Raw genomic sequence first — 14,905 nt, 5'->3', positions numbered from 1 at the left:
GAAAGCCGTGGCCTTCACCCCCACCGGCAAGGACGGCGTCTTCCAAGCCTTCTTCAGACATCAGAAAATAGAAACAGTCGACCTCAACCTCTGCAGACGATAAGTGACAAAACTGTTCGCGATGTCCCCGCACACCTGTTCGCGATGTCTCCGGTCCAAACACCCCCTTGCGGGGGAGATGGCCGGCAGGCCAGAGGGGGTGTGAAGGATTGCCAACCTTGGCCCATTACTGGGAATGAGCCATTGAACTGATAGGCCGAGGGACAGCACCCCCCTCTGCCTTGCCAGGCATCTCCCCCGCAAGGGGGGGAGATCTTCAGCTTCGACGAAGTCGCCTCTTGAGCCGTCAACCCCGCCCGTTCACCAGATCCCCGACAATGTCGTATTTGCCCGAAATACGCATCTTGTAGACCTCGTAATTCTCCATCACGCGCTGAACGTAACTTCTTGTTTCCGTGTAGGGAATTCGCTCGATCCAGTCGACGACCGCGTCGATGTCCTTGCCGCGTGGGTCGCCATACCTGGCCACCCAATGGCTGGCCCGGTTGGGGCCGGCATTGTAGCCGGCGAAGGTCAGCACGTAGGAGCCGTTGAAGCGGTCGAGCTGTTGGCCGAGGAAGGCCGAACCAAGCGTCGCGTTATAGCCGGCATCAGTGGTCAGCCGTGTTTGCGAAAACTGCAGCCCGGCCTTCTTCGCCAGTTGCCTTGCGGTTCCCGGCATCAGCTGCAGCAGGCCGCGCGCGCCGGCGCTGGACACGGCGCCGATGTTGAATTCGCTCTCCTGGCGGGCGATCGCATAGGCCAGCGCCTTGCCCGAGCCGGAAATGTCGGCCGAATCGGGAATGACGCCGAGCGGATGCGACAATGCGCCGACATCGATGCCGCGCGCCCCGGCGATCTTGCCGACTTTCAGCGCCATGAAATGGTTGCCCTGCTTTTCCGCAAGGACAGCGAGCAGCGCGAGTTCCCCCGGACTGGTCAACTGCCCGGCCAGGTCGCGATAGAGCGTTTCGGCATAGCGGTCGTAGCCCGCCTCCTGCAGCCGCTTGATGGCGCTGACGGCCTCGCGGCTGGCAAAATTCTGCCGGTCGGCGGCACTTGGCGAGGGATAGACGATGTTCAGCGCCTGCCGGCCGACGCGTTCGGCGGCAAGCTGGCCGTAAAATGTCGTGCCGTAGGCAGCGGCGCGCGCAAAATAGTCCTTGGCGTTGCCGGGACCGCCGACTTCCGCTGCACGGCCGAGCCAATAATAGGCGCGCGACAGCGTCATCGGCCCTTGTGCGAGGTCGGCGATGCGGGCGAAATGCGTTGCGGCGGTTTTTGGATCATTCAGGCCACGCAGCGCGTACCAGCCAGCATGGAACTCGGCCTCCGCCGCATTGGTGGCACTTTCGGCGGCATGCGCGGCGACGATCCGATATGCCGTCTTCATGTCGCCCTGGTCGACCAGTTCGCGCGACAAAACCCGGCGCTCGACCCACCAGGCATCCGGATCGACCAGAGCGTCGCGATCGGCCGGTGCCTGCATCACAATGGCGGCGGCGCCGGCAAAATCCTCCTGCTTGCGCAGATATTCGGCCTGCGCGAAGAAGTAGCCGGCTGAGCGTTGTGCCGCAGGCACTGCCTTCAGCAGTTTGACGGTGTTCTTGTCGCCTTTGTCGGCCGCCGCCCAGGCATCCGCGAGCTGCTGGGCACCGGCGAGGCCGGCGACGCGCAGCGCGGAATTGGCGCGGTCGGCATAGAACATGCGCTCCATGCGAAAACGATGATCGGCAGCCGGGATCAGGCTGCCGAACTCTTTGATCAGCACCGTCTCGTCCTTGGCTTCCAGGATCGCGGTGCGCCAGAACGGCGACAGCACCGAACGTGCCGCCTTGATATTGCCTGAGGCCACATAGGCGCGGGCGAGAACCATCACGCCTTCGAATGTCTGCGGCTGGCTGCCATCGAACGCCCTGATAACGATGTCGGGCGCAGGGTTCTCGCGATAGAGGGCGCGCTCGCTGTTCTTGCGCAGGGCGACGGTACCGGGCCAGTTGGGCAGCATCTTTGTGGCAGCGGCAATGTCGCCGCTCGGAACCTTGTCGCCGCCGTAGAGCGCGATCGCCCAGGCGAGGATGTGCTGGTCGAGCGAGTGGGCGGGGAGAATATCACGCATGGCACGGGCAGCGGGAATGCTGCCAGCCGCCAGCGCGTCCAGCCCGCTCTTCAGCAGGGCGACGCTGGGCGAAGATGGCTGTTGCGCCTTGTCCTGGAGGCCTGGCATCGGAACGGCCGAGCCTGGCAACAGCACCGAGCCTGGCATTGGGATGGCCGAGGTGACCTGCACATCAACGCTACCGCCGATCGCCATGCCCGGCATCAGCGCGAGCGTGGCGCCAAGCAGCGCGAAGAGATGAGGCCGACTGGCCGGCATGTCTTTATCCTAATCCTGGCTTTTACCAGCAGGCCGAGAGGCCTCGAAGCCTAAACTTAGGTCGTGAAGAGCTCGTAAACAAAGAGTTATCGAGGCCGTTCGAATTGCGCTTGCTGGCACCATGGCAATGCTTGCCGTGCAACCATGTCGAGACTATGGTGCGCCGCTTCGCTTTCGGCTAGAAGGCGCGCACAACAAAATGCCGATGCATGTCGCCCAAAAGTGGTTACCGGTTTTGGGGCAACGACATGCATAAACAAACAAGTCCCAAGGAGTTGGACGATATGCTGAGAGGCTCGCTTACTGCGCTCGTGACACCGTTCGAAAAGAGCGGGCGTTTCGACGAGAAAGCCTTTCGCGCGTTCGTCGAATGGCAACTCGCGGAGGGCACGACGGGCCTGGTGCCGGTCGGCACCACCGGCGAGTCGCCGACGCTGTCGCATGACGAGCACCGCCAGGTCGTCAAGGTCTGCATCGAGGTGGCCAAGGGCCGCGTACCGGTCGTTGCCGGCGCCGGTTCCAACAACACCGAGGAAGCGGTCGGCCTCGTGCAGTATGCCGAGAAGGCCGGTGCGGACGCTGCACTCGTTGTCACGCCCTACTACAACAGGCCGACCCAGCGCGGGCTGTACGAGCACTTCGCGGCGGTCGCCAGGGCCACCAAGCTGCCGATCATCATCTACAACATCCCGCCGCGCTCGGTGATCGACATGATGCCGGATACGATGGGCCGGCTCGTGCACGACTTCAAGAACATCGTCGGCGTCAAGGATGCCACAGGCAAGGTCGAACGGGTCTCCGAGCAGCGCGCCACGTGCGGTAAGGATTTTATCCAGCTTTCGGGCGAGGATGCTTCGGCGCTTGGTTTCAACGCGCATGGCGGCGTCGGCTGCATCTCGGTGACCTCGAACGTCGCGCCGCGGCTGTGTGCGGAATTCCAGGAAGCGACGCTGTCCGGCGACAGCGCCAAGGCACTGGATCTGCAGGACCGTCTGCTGCCGCTGCACAAGGCGATCTTCATCGAGCCTGGCGTGTCCGGGGCGAAATATGCGCTGTCGAAGCTGGGCAAGGTCGAGAATGTGCTGCGTTCGCCGCTAATGACGGTCGAACAGTCGACCGCCGAGAAGATCGATGCGGCGATGAAGCACGCCGGCTTGATAAACTAGGGATGAGGCGCCACCTCTCCGCATCATGAATCAAGTCAGAAAAGCCGATCCCAACAACAAGACCGTTTCGGAAAACCGCAAGGCGCGGTTTTCCTATGAGGTGCTCGACACGGTCGAGGCCGGTCTGGTGCTGACCGGCACCGAGGTCAAGTCGCTGCGCCAGGGCCAAGCCAACATCCAGGACAGCTATGCCTCGGTCGAAGGCGGCGAGATCTGGCTGATCAACTCCTATCTGCCGGAATATCTGCAGGCCAACCGCTTCAACCATGAGCCGCGCCGGCGCCGCAAGCTGCTGCTCAACAAGCGCGAGATGGCGAAACTGTCGCAGAGTGTCGACCGCGAAGGCATGACGCTGGTGCCGCTGAAAATCTATTTCAACGACCAGGGTCGCGCCAAGCTGTTGCTCGCCGTCGGCCGCGGCAAGAAACTGCACGACAAGCGCGAATCCGAGAAGCAGCGCGACTGGTCGCGCGAGAAGGGCCGGCTCTTAAAAGAGCGTGGGTAGGCTGGGGCCATTCGCTTGACGAACCGGATTGCTCTTTTCGGTCTAGCGAGCCTGGTCTCTGTGTGCCTCGTCACGGCAGGCGGCTATCTCTACTTCCGCACATTCTCGCCGGATCGCGATAAATATCCGGTCAGGGGCATCGACGTCTCCCATCATCAGGGCCAGATCGATTGGCGGCGCGTAGCCGCCGACGATGTCGCCTTTGCCGTCATCAAGGCGACCGAAGGCGGCGATCATGTCGATGATGCTTTCGCACGGAATTTGGAAGAGGCCCGGGCCGCCGGTCTCGCCGTCGGCGCCTATCACTTTTTCACCTTTTGCCGGCCGGGTGCGGACCAGGCGAAGAATTTCATCTCGGTGGTGCCGCACGATCAGTCCCTGCTGCCACCCGTGGTCGATATCGAATTCGGCGGCAACTGCCCGCAGCGGCCGACGCCCGAACAATTGAACGCCGAACTGGCCGCGTTCCTCGCTCCAGTCGAGGCGGCGTTCGGCAAGCTGGCGGTGGTCTATCTGACCGACGACGCAGCGGAAGCGTATGCAGGGCGCATTGCTGCCCGTCCGCTCTGGCTCCGCTCATTGCTCCTGGAGCCGGATCGCGACGACTGGGTCTACTGGCAGTACCACAACAGGGGTCGCGTCGACGGCATCAACGGCGATGTCGACCTGAATGTGCTGCAGGGTGGTCCGGAGAAATTGGCCGAGCTGTTCGCTGCACCTTGATCAGACGAATTCCGCTGGCGAGATGGAGAACCAAATGTCGGCGCGCTGATCCGTGTTACGCAGCGTTCCGTCCTGCCTGCGCGCTCACGAAGGTCAGTTTCAGACCAAGCGCCTCGGCCACTTTCATGATCGTTGCGAATTCGGGATTCCCTTCGCCGCTCAGGGCCTTGTAGAGAGCCTGTCGCGTCATACCGGCTTTCTCGGCAAGTCTCGTCATGTTCTGCGCACGCGCAATGACGCCAAGCGCATGAGCAATCTCCGCTGCGGTGCCATCTTCGCACGTCGCTGCCAGATATGCTTCGATTGCCTCTGGAGTGTCGAGATATTCGGCCCCGTCAAAGGCTGTGACTTTCATTGCCATATTGCCTTGTCCTTCCATTCCTTGGCGAGTTTTTTTGCGGCTGCGATGTCTCTGCTTTGCGTTCCTTTGTCGCCACCGCAAAGGAGCAGCACGCACAAGCTGCCTGCTTGGAGGAAATAGATGCGGTAGCCAGGACCATGGTCGATCCCTCGCCAACGGGCTTGACGTCTCCCGGATTGCCTACAGTCAGTCGGTCGATGCGCGAACAATGCGGGCTTTTGCTTGCGCGTCGCGGAGGTCTTCGAGCCAGCGTTTGAATATATCGGTTTCGAAAACCTGCATCATGGTAACTGTAAACCATGGTTGACTGTTGTCAAGGGGAGAAGCTGATTGCTTATCGTGCCTACTTGCCCAAGAACGCCGCTATCTGGCTGAAAACGCTGACGAACATTGCCTCGGTCAGCACGCCGGTATTGGTGTTGTAGCGTGAGCAGTGATAGCTCGAAAACAGCGTGACGCCACCGGCCGGCAGCTGCCCGCCATGTTTGAACGGGTAGGCGGCGACGCGCCCACCCAGCGCCCGCACGGTCGACTGATGCGCGATCGATCCCAGCGCCAGCACGGCGCGCAAATTAGGGAACCTGGCGATCGTCGGCACCAGGAATGTCCGGCAGGTGGCAATCTCTGCGCCCACCGGCTTGTTCTCCGGCGGCACGCAGCGCACCGCGTTGGTGATCGCGGTGCCGACCAACTCCAATCCGTCATCGGGCCGGGCCTTGAACTCTCCGCGCGCAAAACCGTGGGAAATCAGCGTCGAGTAGAGCAGGTCGCCGGCATAGTCGCCGGTGAACGGACGGCCCGTTCGATTGGCACCGCGAAGGCCAGGCGCCAGCCCGACGATCAGCAGTTGGACCGTTGCGTCACCTTCCGGGGGCAGGAAAGTCGGCACCGGCGCATTGAACCAGGATGGCTCGCGCTGCCGCCACTCGGCGATAAAGTCATGCAGCCGCGGGCAGAGCGGGCAATCGTGGCTGGGCTCGGAGGCGGAAAGGGCGGTCAAGGCGACCGGCCTCAGTAATCATCCTCGTCGACTTCGGCCGGCTCGGGCCTGCGCACCGGCCGCTCGGAAGGATCGCGGCCAACGTCGTTCTTCAAGGTCGTCAGGTCGATGAAATGGTCGGCCTGGCGGCGCAGATCGTCGGAGATCATCGGCGGCTGCGAGGCCATGGTCGAGACGATCGACACCTTGCGGCCGCGCCGCTGCAGCGCCTCGACCAGCGTGCGGAAGTCGCCGTCGCCGGAAAATATGACGTAATGGTCGACGACATCGGCGAGTTGCAGCGCATCGACCGCAAGCTCGATGTCCATATTGCCCTTGATCTTGCGGCGACCGGTCGAGTCGGTGAACTCCTTGGCCGGCTTGGTGACCACCTTGAAGCCATTATAGTCGAGCCAGTCGATCAGCGGACGGATCGACGAGTATTCCTGATCCTCGACCAGCGCCGTGTAATAATAGGCGCGCAGGAGATAGCCACGTTTCTGGAAGCTCGACAGGAGCTTGCGATAGTCGATGTCGAAGCCGAGCGCGCGCGACGTCGCATAGAGATTGGCGCCGTCGATGAATAGGGCGATTTTTTCACGAGGGTCGAACATGGAAAATATTCCTTCTCGAAATAAACGGCCGTCTAAACGAAATGCGATAGCGACGTTCGGTCAGGCTCATAATAAACCGGCTGACCTCTACGCATCCGAGATAGCGCCAGATTCACGGCAATCCAAGGGCGCGTGCGGCACTGCAAGCAATTGTGATCAGGATACCGAACACATAAGCACAGCCAGTTTTTGCCGAATCCGGTGTTTGAACGAAGGATTGGGCGCCCTGCAGCCCGGGCATTGCCATGATGCTTGTATTTTGGCGGCGTTCGGGTTATGGACCGCGCCTGTTTTCCATCAAATCCATCGCATGAAAGGGGCAATCCATGGCCCGCGTAACCGTTGAAGATTGCATCGACAAGGTCGACAACCGCTTCGAACTGGTGCTCTTGGCCGGCCACCGTGCCCGGCAGATCAGCCAGGGCGCGCCGATCACCGTGCCGCGTGACAACGACAAGAACCCGGTCGTGGCGCTGCGCGAGATCGCCGATGAGACGCTGTCGCCCGACGACCTCAAGGAAGATCTGATCCATTCGCTGCAGAAGCATGTCGAGGTCGACGAGCCCGAGGCCGATGGCGAGGCGATTGCCGATCAGACCGGCACCGCCGTTGCTGCCACCGACGCCGATGACGCCGAGGAGAACATCACCTTCGACCGCATGACCGAGGAAGATCTCCTGGCCGGCATCGAGGGTCTGGTGCCACCGGAAAAGAGCGACGACTACTAAGAGCCTGGATCAAGCATCCGGCACTTCCGTCCTGGCAGTTTCGTGGCTATCTATGACATGCGCCGTACAGCAGTGCGGCGCATGATTCATTTCACCGCTGCGAGATCCCGCCCATGATGCGTCAGTATGAGCTTGTCGAGCGCGTCCAGCGCTACAAGCCTGACGTCAACGAGGCGTTGCTCAACAAGGCCTATGTCTATGCCATGCAGAAGCATGGCCACCAGAAGCGCGCTTCCGGCGACCCGTATTTCTCGCACCCGCTCGAAGTCGCCGCCATCCTCACCGAGATGCATATGGACGAGGCGACGATCGCGGTCGCCCTGCTGCACGACACGATCGAGGACACGACCGCCACACGGGCCGAGATCGACGATCTGTTCGGCCCCGAAATGGGCAAGCTTGTCGAGGGCCTGACCAAGCTGAAGAAGCTCGATCTCGTCTCGAAGAAGGCCGAGCAGGCGGAAAACCTGAGAAAGCTTCTGCTGGCGATTTCAGAAGATGTCCGCGTGCTGCTGGTCAAGCTCGCCGACCGTTTGCACAATATGCGCACCCTCGACCACATGCCGGAAGCCAAGCGCCTGCGCATCGCCGAGGAGACGATGGATATCTACGCGCCGCTGGCCGGCCGCATGGGCATGCAAGGCATGCGCGAGGAGCTGGAGGAGATCGCCTTCCGCTTCATCAATCCGGAAGCCTATCGCGCCGTCACCGCACGGCTTGCCGAAATCTTCGAGCGCAACAAGGGCGTGCTGACGGACATTGAAAAGGCTCTGTCCACGCTGTTCGAGAAGCATGCGATCAACGCCAGCGTGAAGAGCCGGCAGAAGAAGCCGTGGTCGGTGTTCCGCAAGATGGAGGCCAAGGCGCTGTCCTTCGAGCAGCTGTCCGACATCTTCGGCTTTCGCGTCGTCGTCGACACGGTCGAGGACTGCTATCGGGCGCTTGGCGCCATCCACACCGCGTGGTCGATGGTGCCGGGCCGCTTCAAGGACTACATCTCGACGCCGAAGCAGAACGATTATCGGTCGATCCACACCACCATTGTCGGCCCGTCGCGCCAGCGTGTCGAGCTGCAAATCCGCACCCGAGAGATGAACAAGATCGCCGAATACGGCGTCGCTGCCCATTCGATCTACAAGGACACCGGCGGCAAGACGAATGGCGCGGCCCACGCGATTTCGAAGGAAACCAACGCCTATGCCTGGCTGCGGCGCACCATCGAGCAGCTTGCCGAAGGCGACAATCCCGAGGATTTCCTCGAAAATACCAAGCTGGAACTGTTCCAGGACCAGGTGTTCTGCTTCACCCCGAAAGGCATGCTGATTGCGCTGCCGCGCGGCGCGACACCGATCGACTTCGCCTACGCGGTGCACACCGATGTCGGTGACACCTGCGTCGGTGCCAAGGTCAACGGCCGCATCATGCCGCTGATGACGGAGCTGAAGAACGGCGATGAGGTCGAGATCATCCGCTCCAAGGCGCAGGTGCCGCCGGCGGCGTGGGAATCGGTGGTCGTCACCGGCAAGGCGCGCTCGGCCATCCGCCGTGCCACCAAGAATGCCATCCGCAAGCAATATTCGGGTCTCGGCATCCGCATCCTGGAGCGCGCCTTCGAGCGTGCCGGCAAGACTTTCACCAAGGAGAGCCTGAAACAGGTGCTGCACAGGCTGGCGCGCAAGGACATCGAGGATGTGCTGGCCTCCGTCGGGCGTGGCGAACTCGCCTCCGCTGATGTCATGAAGGCGGTATTCCCCGACTACAAGGATGAGCGCGTCACCACGGCCGTCCCCAAGCCGCGCGAGGAGGGCTGGTCGAAAATCCGCAATGCGGCCGGCATGCTGTTCCAGATTCCTGGTCGCGCCGCGCGCAAGGACAAGGACCAGCCGCGCGATGGCGCCGTGCCGATCCGCGGCGTGCGCGGCGATCTGCCGGTGCGCTTCGCGCCGGAAGGGGCAGTGCCCGGCGACCGCATCGTCGGCATCGTCCAGCCGGGCACCGGCATAACCATCTATCCGATCCAGTCGCCGGCGCTGCAGGCGTTCGACGATCAGCCCGAGCGCTGGATCGACGTGCGCTGGGATATCGACGAGCGCACCAAGGAACGCTTTCCGGCGCGCGTCTCGGTCACCGCCATCAACGCGCCGGGGTCACTCGCCGATATAGCGCAGGTGGTTGCGTCCAACGACGCCAACATCCATACGCTGTCGATGGTGCGCACCGCGCCCGACTTCACCGAAATGCTGATCGATCTCGAAGTCTGGGATCTCAAGCACCTCAACCGGCTGCTGTCGCAGCTCAAGGACAATTCCAGCGTCAGCGATGCGAGGCGCGTGAACGGCTAGACCATGATCCTGAAAAGCGGAGACCAGTTTTCTCGGACAAACGGGAACCGTTTGTCCAGAGATCATGGTCAATCAAAAAGAGGCAGACATGAACACCGATGAAGTGCTGGGCATTTTCCGCGAGGCGGGTGCTGTTCTGGAAGGGCATTTCATTTTGACCTCGGGCCTGCGCAGTCCGGTCTTCCTGCAGAAGGCGCGCGTGTTCATGCATGCCGACAAGACCGAGCTTCTGTGCAAGGCGTTGGCCGAGAAGATCCGCGCTGGCGTGCCAGGCAAGATCGATTATGTCGTCGGCCCGGCGATCGGAGGGCTGATTCCGGCCTATGAGACCTCGCGTCATCTCCGCGTGCCGGCGATCTGGGTCGAGCGGGAAGGCGGCAAGTTCCGCTTGCGCCGCTTCGAGATCGCCAGGGGCTCGCGTGTCGTCATCGTCGAGGACATCGTCACCACCGGCCTGTCGATCCGTGAGACCATCGAGTGCCTGCGCGATCTTGGCGCCGAGGTGGTAGCCGCAGCCTGCATCATTGATCGTTCGGCTGGCAAGACCGATGTCGGTGTGCCGCTCATCGCGCTTGCCGAGTATGAGGTCCCGGCCTATCCGGCCGACCGGTTGCCGCCGGAGCTTGCCGCCATCCCGGCGATCAAGCCCGGCAGCCGCAACATCTGACGGGGCATTTTTTTCGCCCAACAGTGTGTGGCGGTTTTGGGGAAAGCGACATGCGTGAAGACAGATTGGAAATGATCGCCGGCATCGATCATTTCGTGCTGACGGTCGCTTCGCTGGAAGCGACCTGTGAGTTTTACCAGCGCGTGCTGGGTTTTGAGCGCATCGACGCGGCGGATCGGCCGACGGCGCTGGCTTTCGGTACCCATAAGATCAATGTGCATGAGGTCGGCCGCACTTTCGAGCCCAAGGCGAAGTCGCCGACATCAGGATCAGGTGATTTCTGCCTGATCACCGACCGGCCACTGGATGAGGTCCGTGCCCGCCTCGCGGCCAATGGTGTGGCGGTGGAACTCGGCCCGGTCGAACGTGTCGGGGCTAGAGGTCCTATGATGTCGGTCTATTTCCGTGACCCAGACGGCAATCTGGTCGAGGTCAGCGAATACCTGCGGTAGCCGCCGGCGGCGATGCGCCTTTCGGCGATGCGACTGCCGGTTCCCTAAATTCGCCGCGATTATCCAATGTTCGAAGCAAGACCTGCCGCCCCGAAGGGCGGCGACAAGCGCGGCGCATAGAAGGTGTTTGGTTGTTCTTGCGCCAGCGCGTCGTTATATAAGGTGGCGATTGCCATAGGGTGATCGTCAAGCGCAAGATGTGGCTGCCACGCCTGGCTGAAGATGCCGTTGCGGGCGCTGTGGAACGGGAACAGAGTGCTTTTTCGACGCCGCAAGCCTGATGGCCTTTATGAGCGGGTGCGTACCTACCTTTGGCCGCGCCGCTCGTTTTCGCGCTCGCTTCAGTATTTTTCCAAGCGCATCCTGCGGCTGAAGGCCACACCGCATGCGGTTGCGGCCGGTGTTGCGGCCGGTGTCTTCGCTTCATTCTTTCCCGTCGGTTTCCATTTCATCATCGCTGCCATCCTGTGCTGGGTGATCGCCGGCAATCTGGTGGCGGCGGCGCTTGGCGCGGTCTTTTTCGGCAACCCGCTAACCTTCCCGTTGCTATGGGGCGCGTCGTGGGAAACGGGCAAGCTCATCCTGCATGACCGCTTGCCGACGCATGGGCCGCCGGCACATCTGGGCGAGATGCTGCATAACCTCTCCTTCGCGCAATTGTGGAAACCGGTCCTTGAACCGATGCTGATCGGCGCGGTTCCGCTCGGGCTCGCCTTCGGGCTGCTGTTCTACGCCATCACGCGCTGGGGCATGAACGCTTTCCGCGAACAGCGGCGCAAGCGTCTGTCCGAGCGTGCAAGCCGGCATGCGCAATCGTCCCATCCCGGCGCAAGCATCGGTTCCACTGCGCGATGATCATCGGCATCGGCAGCGACCTGATCGACATCAGACGTATCGAGAAGTCACTGGAGCGTCACGGCCAGCGCTTCATCCAGAGAATCTACACCGAGATCGAACAGGCCCGCTCCGAAAACCGGCGGGCGCGCGCGGCCTCCTATGCCAAGCGTTTCGCTGCCAAGGAGGCCTGCGCCAAGGCGCTGGGCACCGGTCTGGCGCAGGGCGTGTTCTGGCGCGACATGGGTGTCGTCAACCTGGCCAGTGGCGCGCCGACAATGGCGCTGACTGGAGGGGCGCAGGCCAGGCTGGACAAAATCCTGCCAAAGGGCCATCGGGCGTCAATCCACCTCACCATCACGGATGATTTCCCGCTCGCTCAAGCCTTTGTGATCATCGAGGCGCTGCCCGTCGAAGAAGCGCCACATTGATTGCCTCTGACGACCGGCATTGACGTTGCCCAGCGCGCGCCGAGACTCTATACCATCCAACGCACAATCGAGGACGACATGAGCGTGGCTGAAAAATCCGAGAAGAAATCCGGCGGGCTTGGCGAGACCGTCAGCGTCATCGTCCAGGCGCTTTTGCTCGCCCTGGTCATCCGCACGCTGCTGTTCCAGCCTTTTTCGATCCCGTCGGGATCGATGCGGCCGACGCTTTTGGAAGGCGACTATCTGTTCGTCACCAAATGGTCCTACGGCTATTCGCGCTACTCGCTGCCTTTCGGACCCGATATTTTTTCAGGCCGCATCTGGGGCTCCGAGCCGAAGCGCGGCGACGTAGCGGTTTTCAAGTTCCCGCCTGATCCGTCCGTCGACTACATCAAGCGCGTTGTCGGCCTGCCGGGTGACAAGATCCAGGTCAAGGACGGCCAGCTGTTCATCAACGGCGTCGGCGTGCCGCGCGTGAAAACAGGCCAGATCGACAATCCCGACATCACCGAGGAATCGCGCCCGATCGATGTGTATCGTGAGACCTTGCCCAACGGCGTCAGCTACGACACGCTCGACCTGAATTCGAACTCGATCGGCGACAACACCCGCGAATTCGACGTGCCGCCCGGCCACTATTTCATGATGGGCGACAACCGGGACAATTCCGCCGACAGCCGTTTCACCGTCGGCTACGTTCCCGCGGAAAATCTGGTTGGCCGCGCCAATCTTGTTTTCTTCTCGATCGCCGGCAAGGCGAGCCCTCTCGAAATCTGGAAATGGCCGTCGCTGATGCGCGCTTCGCGCCTGTTCCACTTCGTCAATTGATGGCTTTGAAGCGTCCGACAGGCGAAACTCTGGCCGGTTTGGTGAAGGCCAAGACCGGCCACGTCTTCAAGGATGTCCGTTTGCTCGAGACCGCCCTGACGCATTCCAGCGCGGTCAAGGCGGCCACCAACAACCAACGTCTTGAATTTCTTGGCGACCGCGTGCTCGGGCTTGTCGTCGCCGATATGCTTTTCGAGAAATTTCCCGATGCGCCGGAAGGTGAAATCGCCCCGCGCTTCAATGCGTTGGTCGATGCGCGGACATGCTCGGAAATCGGCATCGAAATGCAGCTCGAAGATCTGGTCCGGGCCGATGCTGCCTTGAAGATGCGGTCGCGTGGCTCGGGCGGAAACTACCTCGCGGATGCGGTCGAAGCGCTGATCGCGGCGGTTTACGTCGACGGTGGCATCGAGGCCGCGCGGCGGTTCGTCCTGCGCTACTGGGAACCGCGCTCGCATACGGTGATCGCAAAGCCGCTCAATCCGAAATCCGATCTGCAGGAATGGATTGCCAAGACCAGCGATGCGCGCCCTGAATATGTGATCGAAAAGCGAGAAGGCCCGGACCACCAGCCCGTCTTCACCGTGTCCTTGCAGGTCCGCGGCTTTGCGCCGATAAGCGGTACTGGCGGCTCCCGCAGGGTTGCCGAAGAAGCGGCGGCTTCGGCATTTCTTTTGCGCGAAGGCGTCTGGGCCACCACGTCGGCCCAAAAATCGGAGCGCGCGCGCTCAAGTGAAGGGAGTGCGGCATGACCGCCACCGAAGAGCCGGCTACCGCAGCCGCCACGCATTCCGGCTTTGTCGCGCTGATCGGCGCGCCCAACGCGGGCAAGTCGACCTTGGTCAACCAATTGGTCGGTGCCAAGGTGTCGATCGTCACCCACAAGGTGCAGACGACCCGCGCCATCGTGCGCGGCATCGCCACGCATGACAATGCGCAGATCGTTTTCGTCGACACGCCCGGCATCTTCAAGCCGAAGCGGAGGCTCGACACGGCGATGGTGACCACCGCCTGGGGCGGCGCCAAGGACGCCGATATCGTTCTGCTTTTGATCGACGCCGAACGTGGCATCAGGGGCGACGCCGACGCCATCCTTCAGCGGCTGAAGGATGTGCGCCAGCCGATGGTGCTGATCCTCAACAAGGTCGACCGGGTCAAGCACGAGGCGCTGCTGGCCTTATCGGCGGCAGCCAACGAAAGGGTGCCGTTCAAGCGCACCTTCATGGTTTCGGCGTTGACCGGTTCCGGCTGCAAGGACGTGCTCGATTATCTGGCCGAGGCTCTGCCGGTCGGTCCCTGGTACTATCCGGAAGACCAGATCTCGGACCTGCCGATGCGCCAGCTCGCGGCCGAGATCACGCGCGAGAAGCTGTATCTAAGGCTGCATCAGGAACTGCCCTATTCCTCGCATATTGAGACCGAGAAATGGGAAGAGAAGCCGGATGGGTCGGTGCGCATCGACCAGACCATCTATGTCGAGCGCGACAGCCAGAAGAAGATCGTTCTCGGCCACAAGGGCGAGACCATCCGCGCCATCGGCCAGGCGGCGCGCATGGAGATAGCAGGCATCCTCGAACAGAAGGTGCACCTGTTCCTTTTCGTCAAGGTGCGCGAGAACTGGGGCGACGACCCCGAGCGCTACCGCGAAATGGGGCTCGAGTTTCCGCGCTAGACCGAAGGTCCGCGTAGCGACAGCGGCAAGCCGGTTTTCGGAGAGTTCAAATAAATCGCTCCAGGTCCATGGTCAGCAATCTGAACATCGACACGGCGCTTGTCAGCCGACTGGCCGCCATGCAGGAGTGATCTTGCGGTCAGGCCGGTCGAGATTGGCGGCTGAGGCCTTCTATCTTGGCGACGAG

General features: G+C 61.9%; 16 protein-coding genes. 12 read left to right on the top strand and 4 right to left on the bottom strand.

Annotation, left to right across the window (positions count from 1 at the left end; translation table 11 throughout):
• Positions 1-346: 346 nt before the first annotated feature.
• Positions 347-2,416, bottom strand: a complete 2,070-nt coding sequence (locus tag EOA13_RS02525; protein ID WP_127289381.1) for a lytic transglycosylase domain-containing protein — start codon at positions 2,414-2,416, stop codon at positions 347-349.
• Positions 2,417-2,700: 284 nt separating this feature from the next.
• Here EOA13_RS02525 and dapA point away from each other — a divergent pair, with 284 nt between their 5' ends.
• Genes dapA through EOA13_RS02510 form a run of 3 tightly spaced genes read left to right on the top strand, consistent with a single transcriptional unit; the run spans position 2,701 to position 4,810 of the window.
• Positions 2,701-3,582: a 4-hydroxy-tetrahydrodipicolinate synthase gene (gene dapA / locus EOA13_RS02520; RefSeq protein ID WP_127289435.1), complete on the top strand. Its 882-nt coding sequence runs from the start codon at positions 2,701-2,703 to the stop codon at positions 3,580-3,582.
• 25 nt (positions 3,583-3,607) lie between these two features.
• Entirely contained in the window at positions 3,608-4,087 is a 480-nt protein-coding gene (gene smpB, locus EOA13_RS02515; RefSeq protein WP_013532594.1) for an SsrA-binding protein SmpB, read from the top strand.
• A 15-nt stretch (positions 4,088-4,102) separates the two neighbouring features.
• Complete coding sequence (locus EOA13_RS02510) at positions 4,103-4,810, top strand: GH25 family lysozyme (protein WP_127289379.1); 708 nt, start codon at positions 4,103-4,105, stop codon at positions 4,808-4,810.
• 55 nt (positions 4,811-4,865) lie between these two features.
• Here EOA13_RS02510 and EOA13_RS02505 read toward each other — a convergent pair whose 3' ends face one another.
• From EOA13_RS02505 to EOA13_RS02490, 3 genes are all read right to left on the bottom strand, one after another.
• The gene (locus EOA13_RS02505) at positions 4,866-5,171 is read right to left on the bottom strand and encodes an addiction module antidote protein (RefSeq protein ID WP_023812859.1); all 306 of its coding nucleotides are present in this window, start codon (positions 5,169-5,171) and stop codon (positions 4,866-4,868) included.
• 343 nt (positions 5,172-5,514) lie between these two features.
• The gene (locus EOA13_RS02495; protein WP_127289377.1) at positions 5,515-6,171 is read right to left on the bottom strand and encodes a uracil-DNA glycosylase; all 657 of its coding nucleotides are present in this window, start codon (positions 6,169-6,171) and stop codon (positions 5,515-5,517) included.
• 11 nt (positions 6,172-6,182) lie between these two features.
• Complete coding sequence (locus EOA13_RS02490; RefSeq protein WP_127289375.1) at positions 6,183-6,764, bottom strand: NYN domain-containing protein; 582 nt, start codon at positions 6,762-6,764, stop codon at positions 6,183-6,185.
• A gap of 326 nt (positions 6,765-7,090) precedes the next feature.
• Here EOA13_RS02490 and rpoZ point away from each other — a divergent pair, with 326 nt between their 5' ends.
• From rpoZ to era, 9 genes are all read left to right on the top strand, one after another.
• The gene (gene rpoZ / locus EOA13_RS02485) at positions 7,091-7,492 is read left to right on the top strand and encodes a DNA-directed RNA polymerase subunit omega (RefSeq protein WP_013532591.1); all 402 of its coding nucleotides are present in this window, start codon (positions 7,091-7,093) and stop codon (positions 7,490-7,492) included.
• Positions 7,493-7,605: 113 nt separating this feature from the next.
• The gene (locus tag EOA13_RS02480; protein WP_027038039.1) at positions 7,606-9,834 is read left to right on the top strand and encodes a bifunctional (p)ppGpp synthetase/guanosine-3',5'-bis(diphosphate) 3'-pyrophosphohydrolase; all 2,229 of its coding nucleotides are present in this window, start codon (positions 7,606-7,608) and stop codon (positions 9,832-9,834) included.
• 88 nt (positions 9,835-9,922) lie between these two features.
• Complete coding sequence (pyrE, locus tag EOA13_RS02475; RefSeq protein WP_127289373.1) at positions 9,923-10,501, top strand: orotate phosphoribosyltransferase; 579 nt, start codon at positions 9,923-9,925, stop codon at positions 10,499-10,501.
• A 50-nt stretch (positions 10,502-10,551) separates the two neighbouring features.
• Positions 10,552-10,953 (top strand): VOC family protein, encoded by a 402-nt coding sequence (locus EOA13_RS02470; protein ID WP_127289371.1) that lies wholly within the window; start codon positions 10,552-10,554, stop codon positions 10,951-10,953.
• A gap of 255 nt (positions 10,954-11,208) precedes the next feature.
• Positions 11,209-11,808 carry a DUF2062 domain-containing protein gene (locus EOA13_RS02465; protein WP_127289369.1) on the top strand — a complete coding sequence of 200 codons (600 nt, stop codon included), beginning with the start codon at positions 11,209-11,211 and terminating at the stop codon, positions 11,806-11,808.
• Entirely contained in the window at positions 11,805-12,218 is a 414-nt protein-coding gene (acpS, locus tag EOA13_RS02460) for a holo-ACP synthase (RefSeq protein WP_127289367.1), read from the top strand. Before EOA13_RS02465 ends, acpS begins: the two co-directional genes overlap by 4 nt.
• Positions 12,219-12,296: 78 nt before the next feature.
• On the top strand, positions 12,297-13,046 hold the full coding sequence (lepB, locus tag EOA13_RS02455; RefSeq protein ID WP_013532585.1) for a signal peptidase I: 750 nt from the start codon (positions 12,297-12,299) through the stop codon (positions 13,044-13,046).
• Positions 13,046-13,798: a ribonuclease III gene (rnc, locus tag EOA13_RS02450; protein ID WP_127289433.1), complete on the top strand. Its 753-nt coding sequence runs from the start codon at positions 13,046-13,048 to the stop codon at positions 13,796-13,798. The genes lepB and rnc overlap by 1 nt, the downstream gene beginning before the upstream one ends.
• Positions 13,795-14,718, top strand: a complete 924-nt coding sequence (gene era / locus EOA13_RS02445; RefSeq protein ID WP_127289365.1) for a GTPase Era — start codon at positions 13,795-13,797, stop codon at positions 14,716-14,718. Before rnc ends, era begins: the two co-directional genes overlap by 4 nt.
• Positions 14,719-14,905 lie beyond the last annotated feature (187 nt).

The organism is Mesorhizobium sp. M7A.F.Ca.US.011.01.1.1, assembly GCF_003998295.1.
In the GTDB taxonomy this organism is placed as follows: domain Bacteria; phylum Pseudomonadota; class Alphaproteobacteria; order Rhizobiales; family Rhizobiaceae; genus Mesorhizobium.
Note: the sequence above shows the minus strand (reverse complement) of the source record. Positions and strands in the feature narration are given on the sequence as shown.

Bases quoted from the DNA above. Each gene is read 5' to 3' on its own strand.
- EOA13_RS02525 (WP_127289381.1), bottom strand. From the start codon at position 2,416: ATGCCGGCCAGTCGGCCTCATCTCTTCGCGCTGCTTGGCGCCACGCTC.
- dapA (WP_127289435.1), top strand. From the start codon at position 2,701: ATGCTGAGAGGCTCGCTTACTGCGCTCGTGACACCGTTCGAAAAGAGC.
- smpB (WP_013532594.1), top strand. From the start codon at position 3,608: ATGAATCAAGTCAGAAAAGCCGATCCCAACAACAAGACCGTTTCGGAA.
- EOA13_RS02505 (WP_023812859.1), bottom strand. From the start codon at position 5,171: ATGGCAATGAAAGTCACAGCCTTTGACGGGGCCGAATATCTCGACACT.
- EOA13_RS02490 (WP_127289375.1), bottom strand. From the start codon at position 6,764: ATGTTCGACCCTCGTGAAAAAATCGCCCTATTCATCGACGGCGCCAAT.
- rpoZ (WP_013532591.1), top strand. From the start codon at position 7,091: ATGGCCCGCGTAACCGTTGAAGATTGCATCGACAAGGTCGACAACCGC.
- EOA13_RS02480 (WP_027038039.1), top strand. From the start codon at position 7,606: ATGATGCGTCAGTATGAGCTTGTCGAGCGCGTCCAGCGCTACAAGCCT.
- pyrE (WP_127289373.1), top strand. From the start codon at position 9,923: ATGAACACCGATGAAGTGCTGGGCATTTTCCGCGAGGCGGGTGCTGTT.
- EOA13_RS02470 (WP_127289371.1), top strand. From the start codon at position 10,552: ATGCGTGAAGACAGATTGGAAATGATCGCCGGCATCGATCATTTCGTG.
- acpS (WP_127289367.1), top strand. From the start codon at position 11,805: ATGATCATCGGCATCGGCAGCGACCTGATCGACATCAGACGTATCGAG.
- lepB (WP_013532585.1), top strand. From the start codon at position 12,297: ATGAGCGTGGCTGAAAAATCCGAGAAGAAATCCGGCGGGCTTGGCGAG.
- rnc (WP_127289433.1), top strand. From the start codon at position 13,046: ATGGCTTTGAAGCGTCCGACAGGCGAAACTCTGGCCGGTTTGGTGAAG.
- era (WP_127289365.1), top strand. From the start codon at position 13,795: ATGACCGCCACCGAAGAGCCGGCTACCGCAGCCGCCACGCATTCCGGC.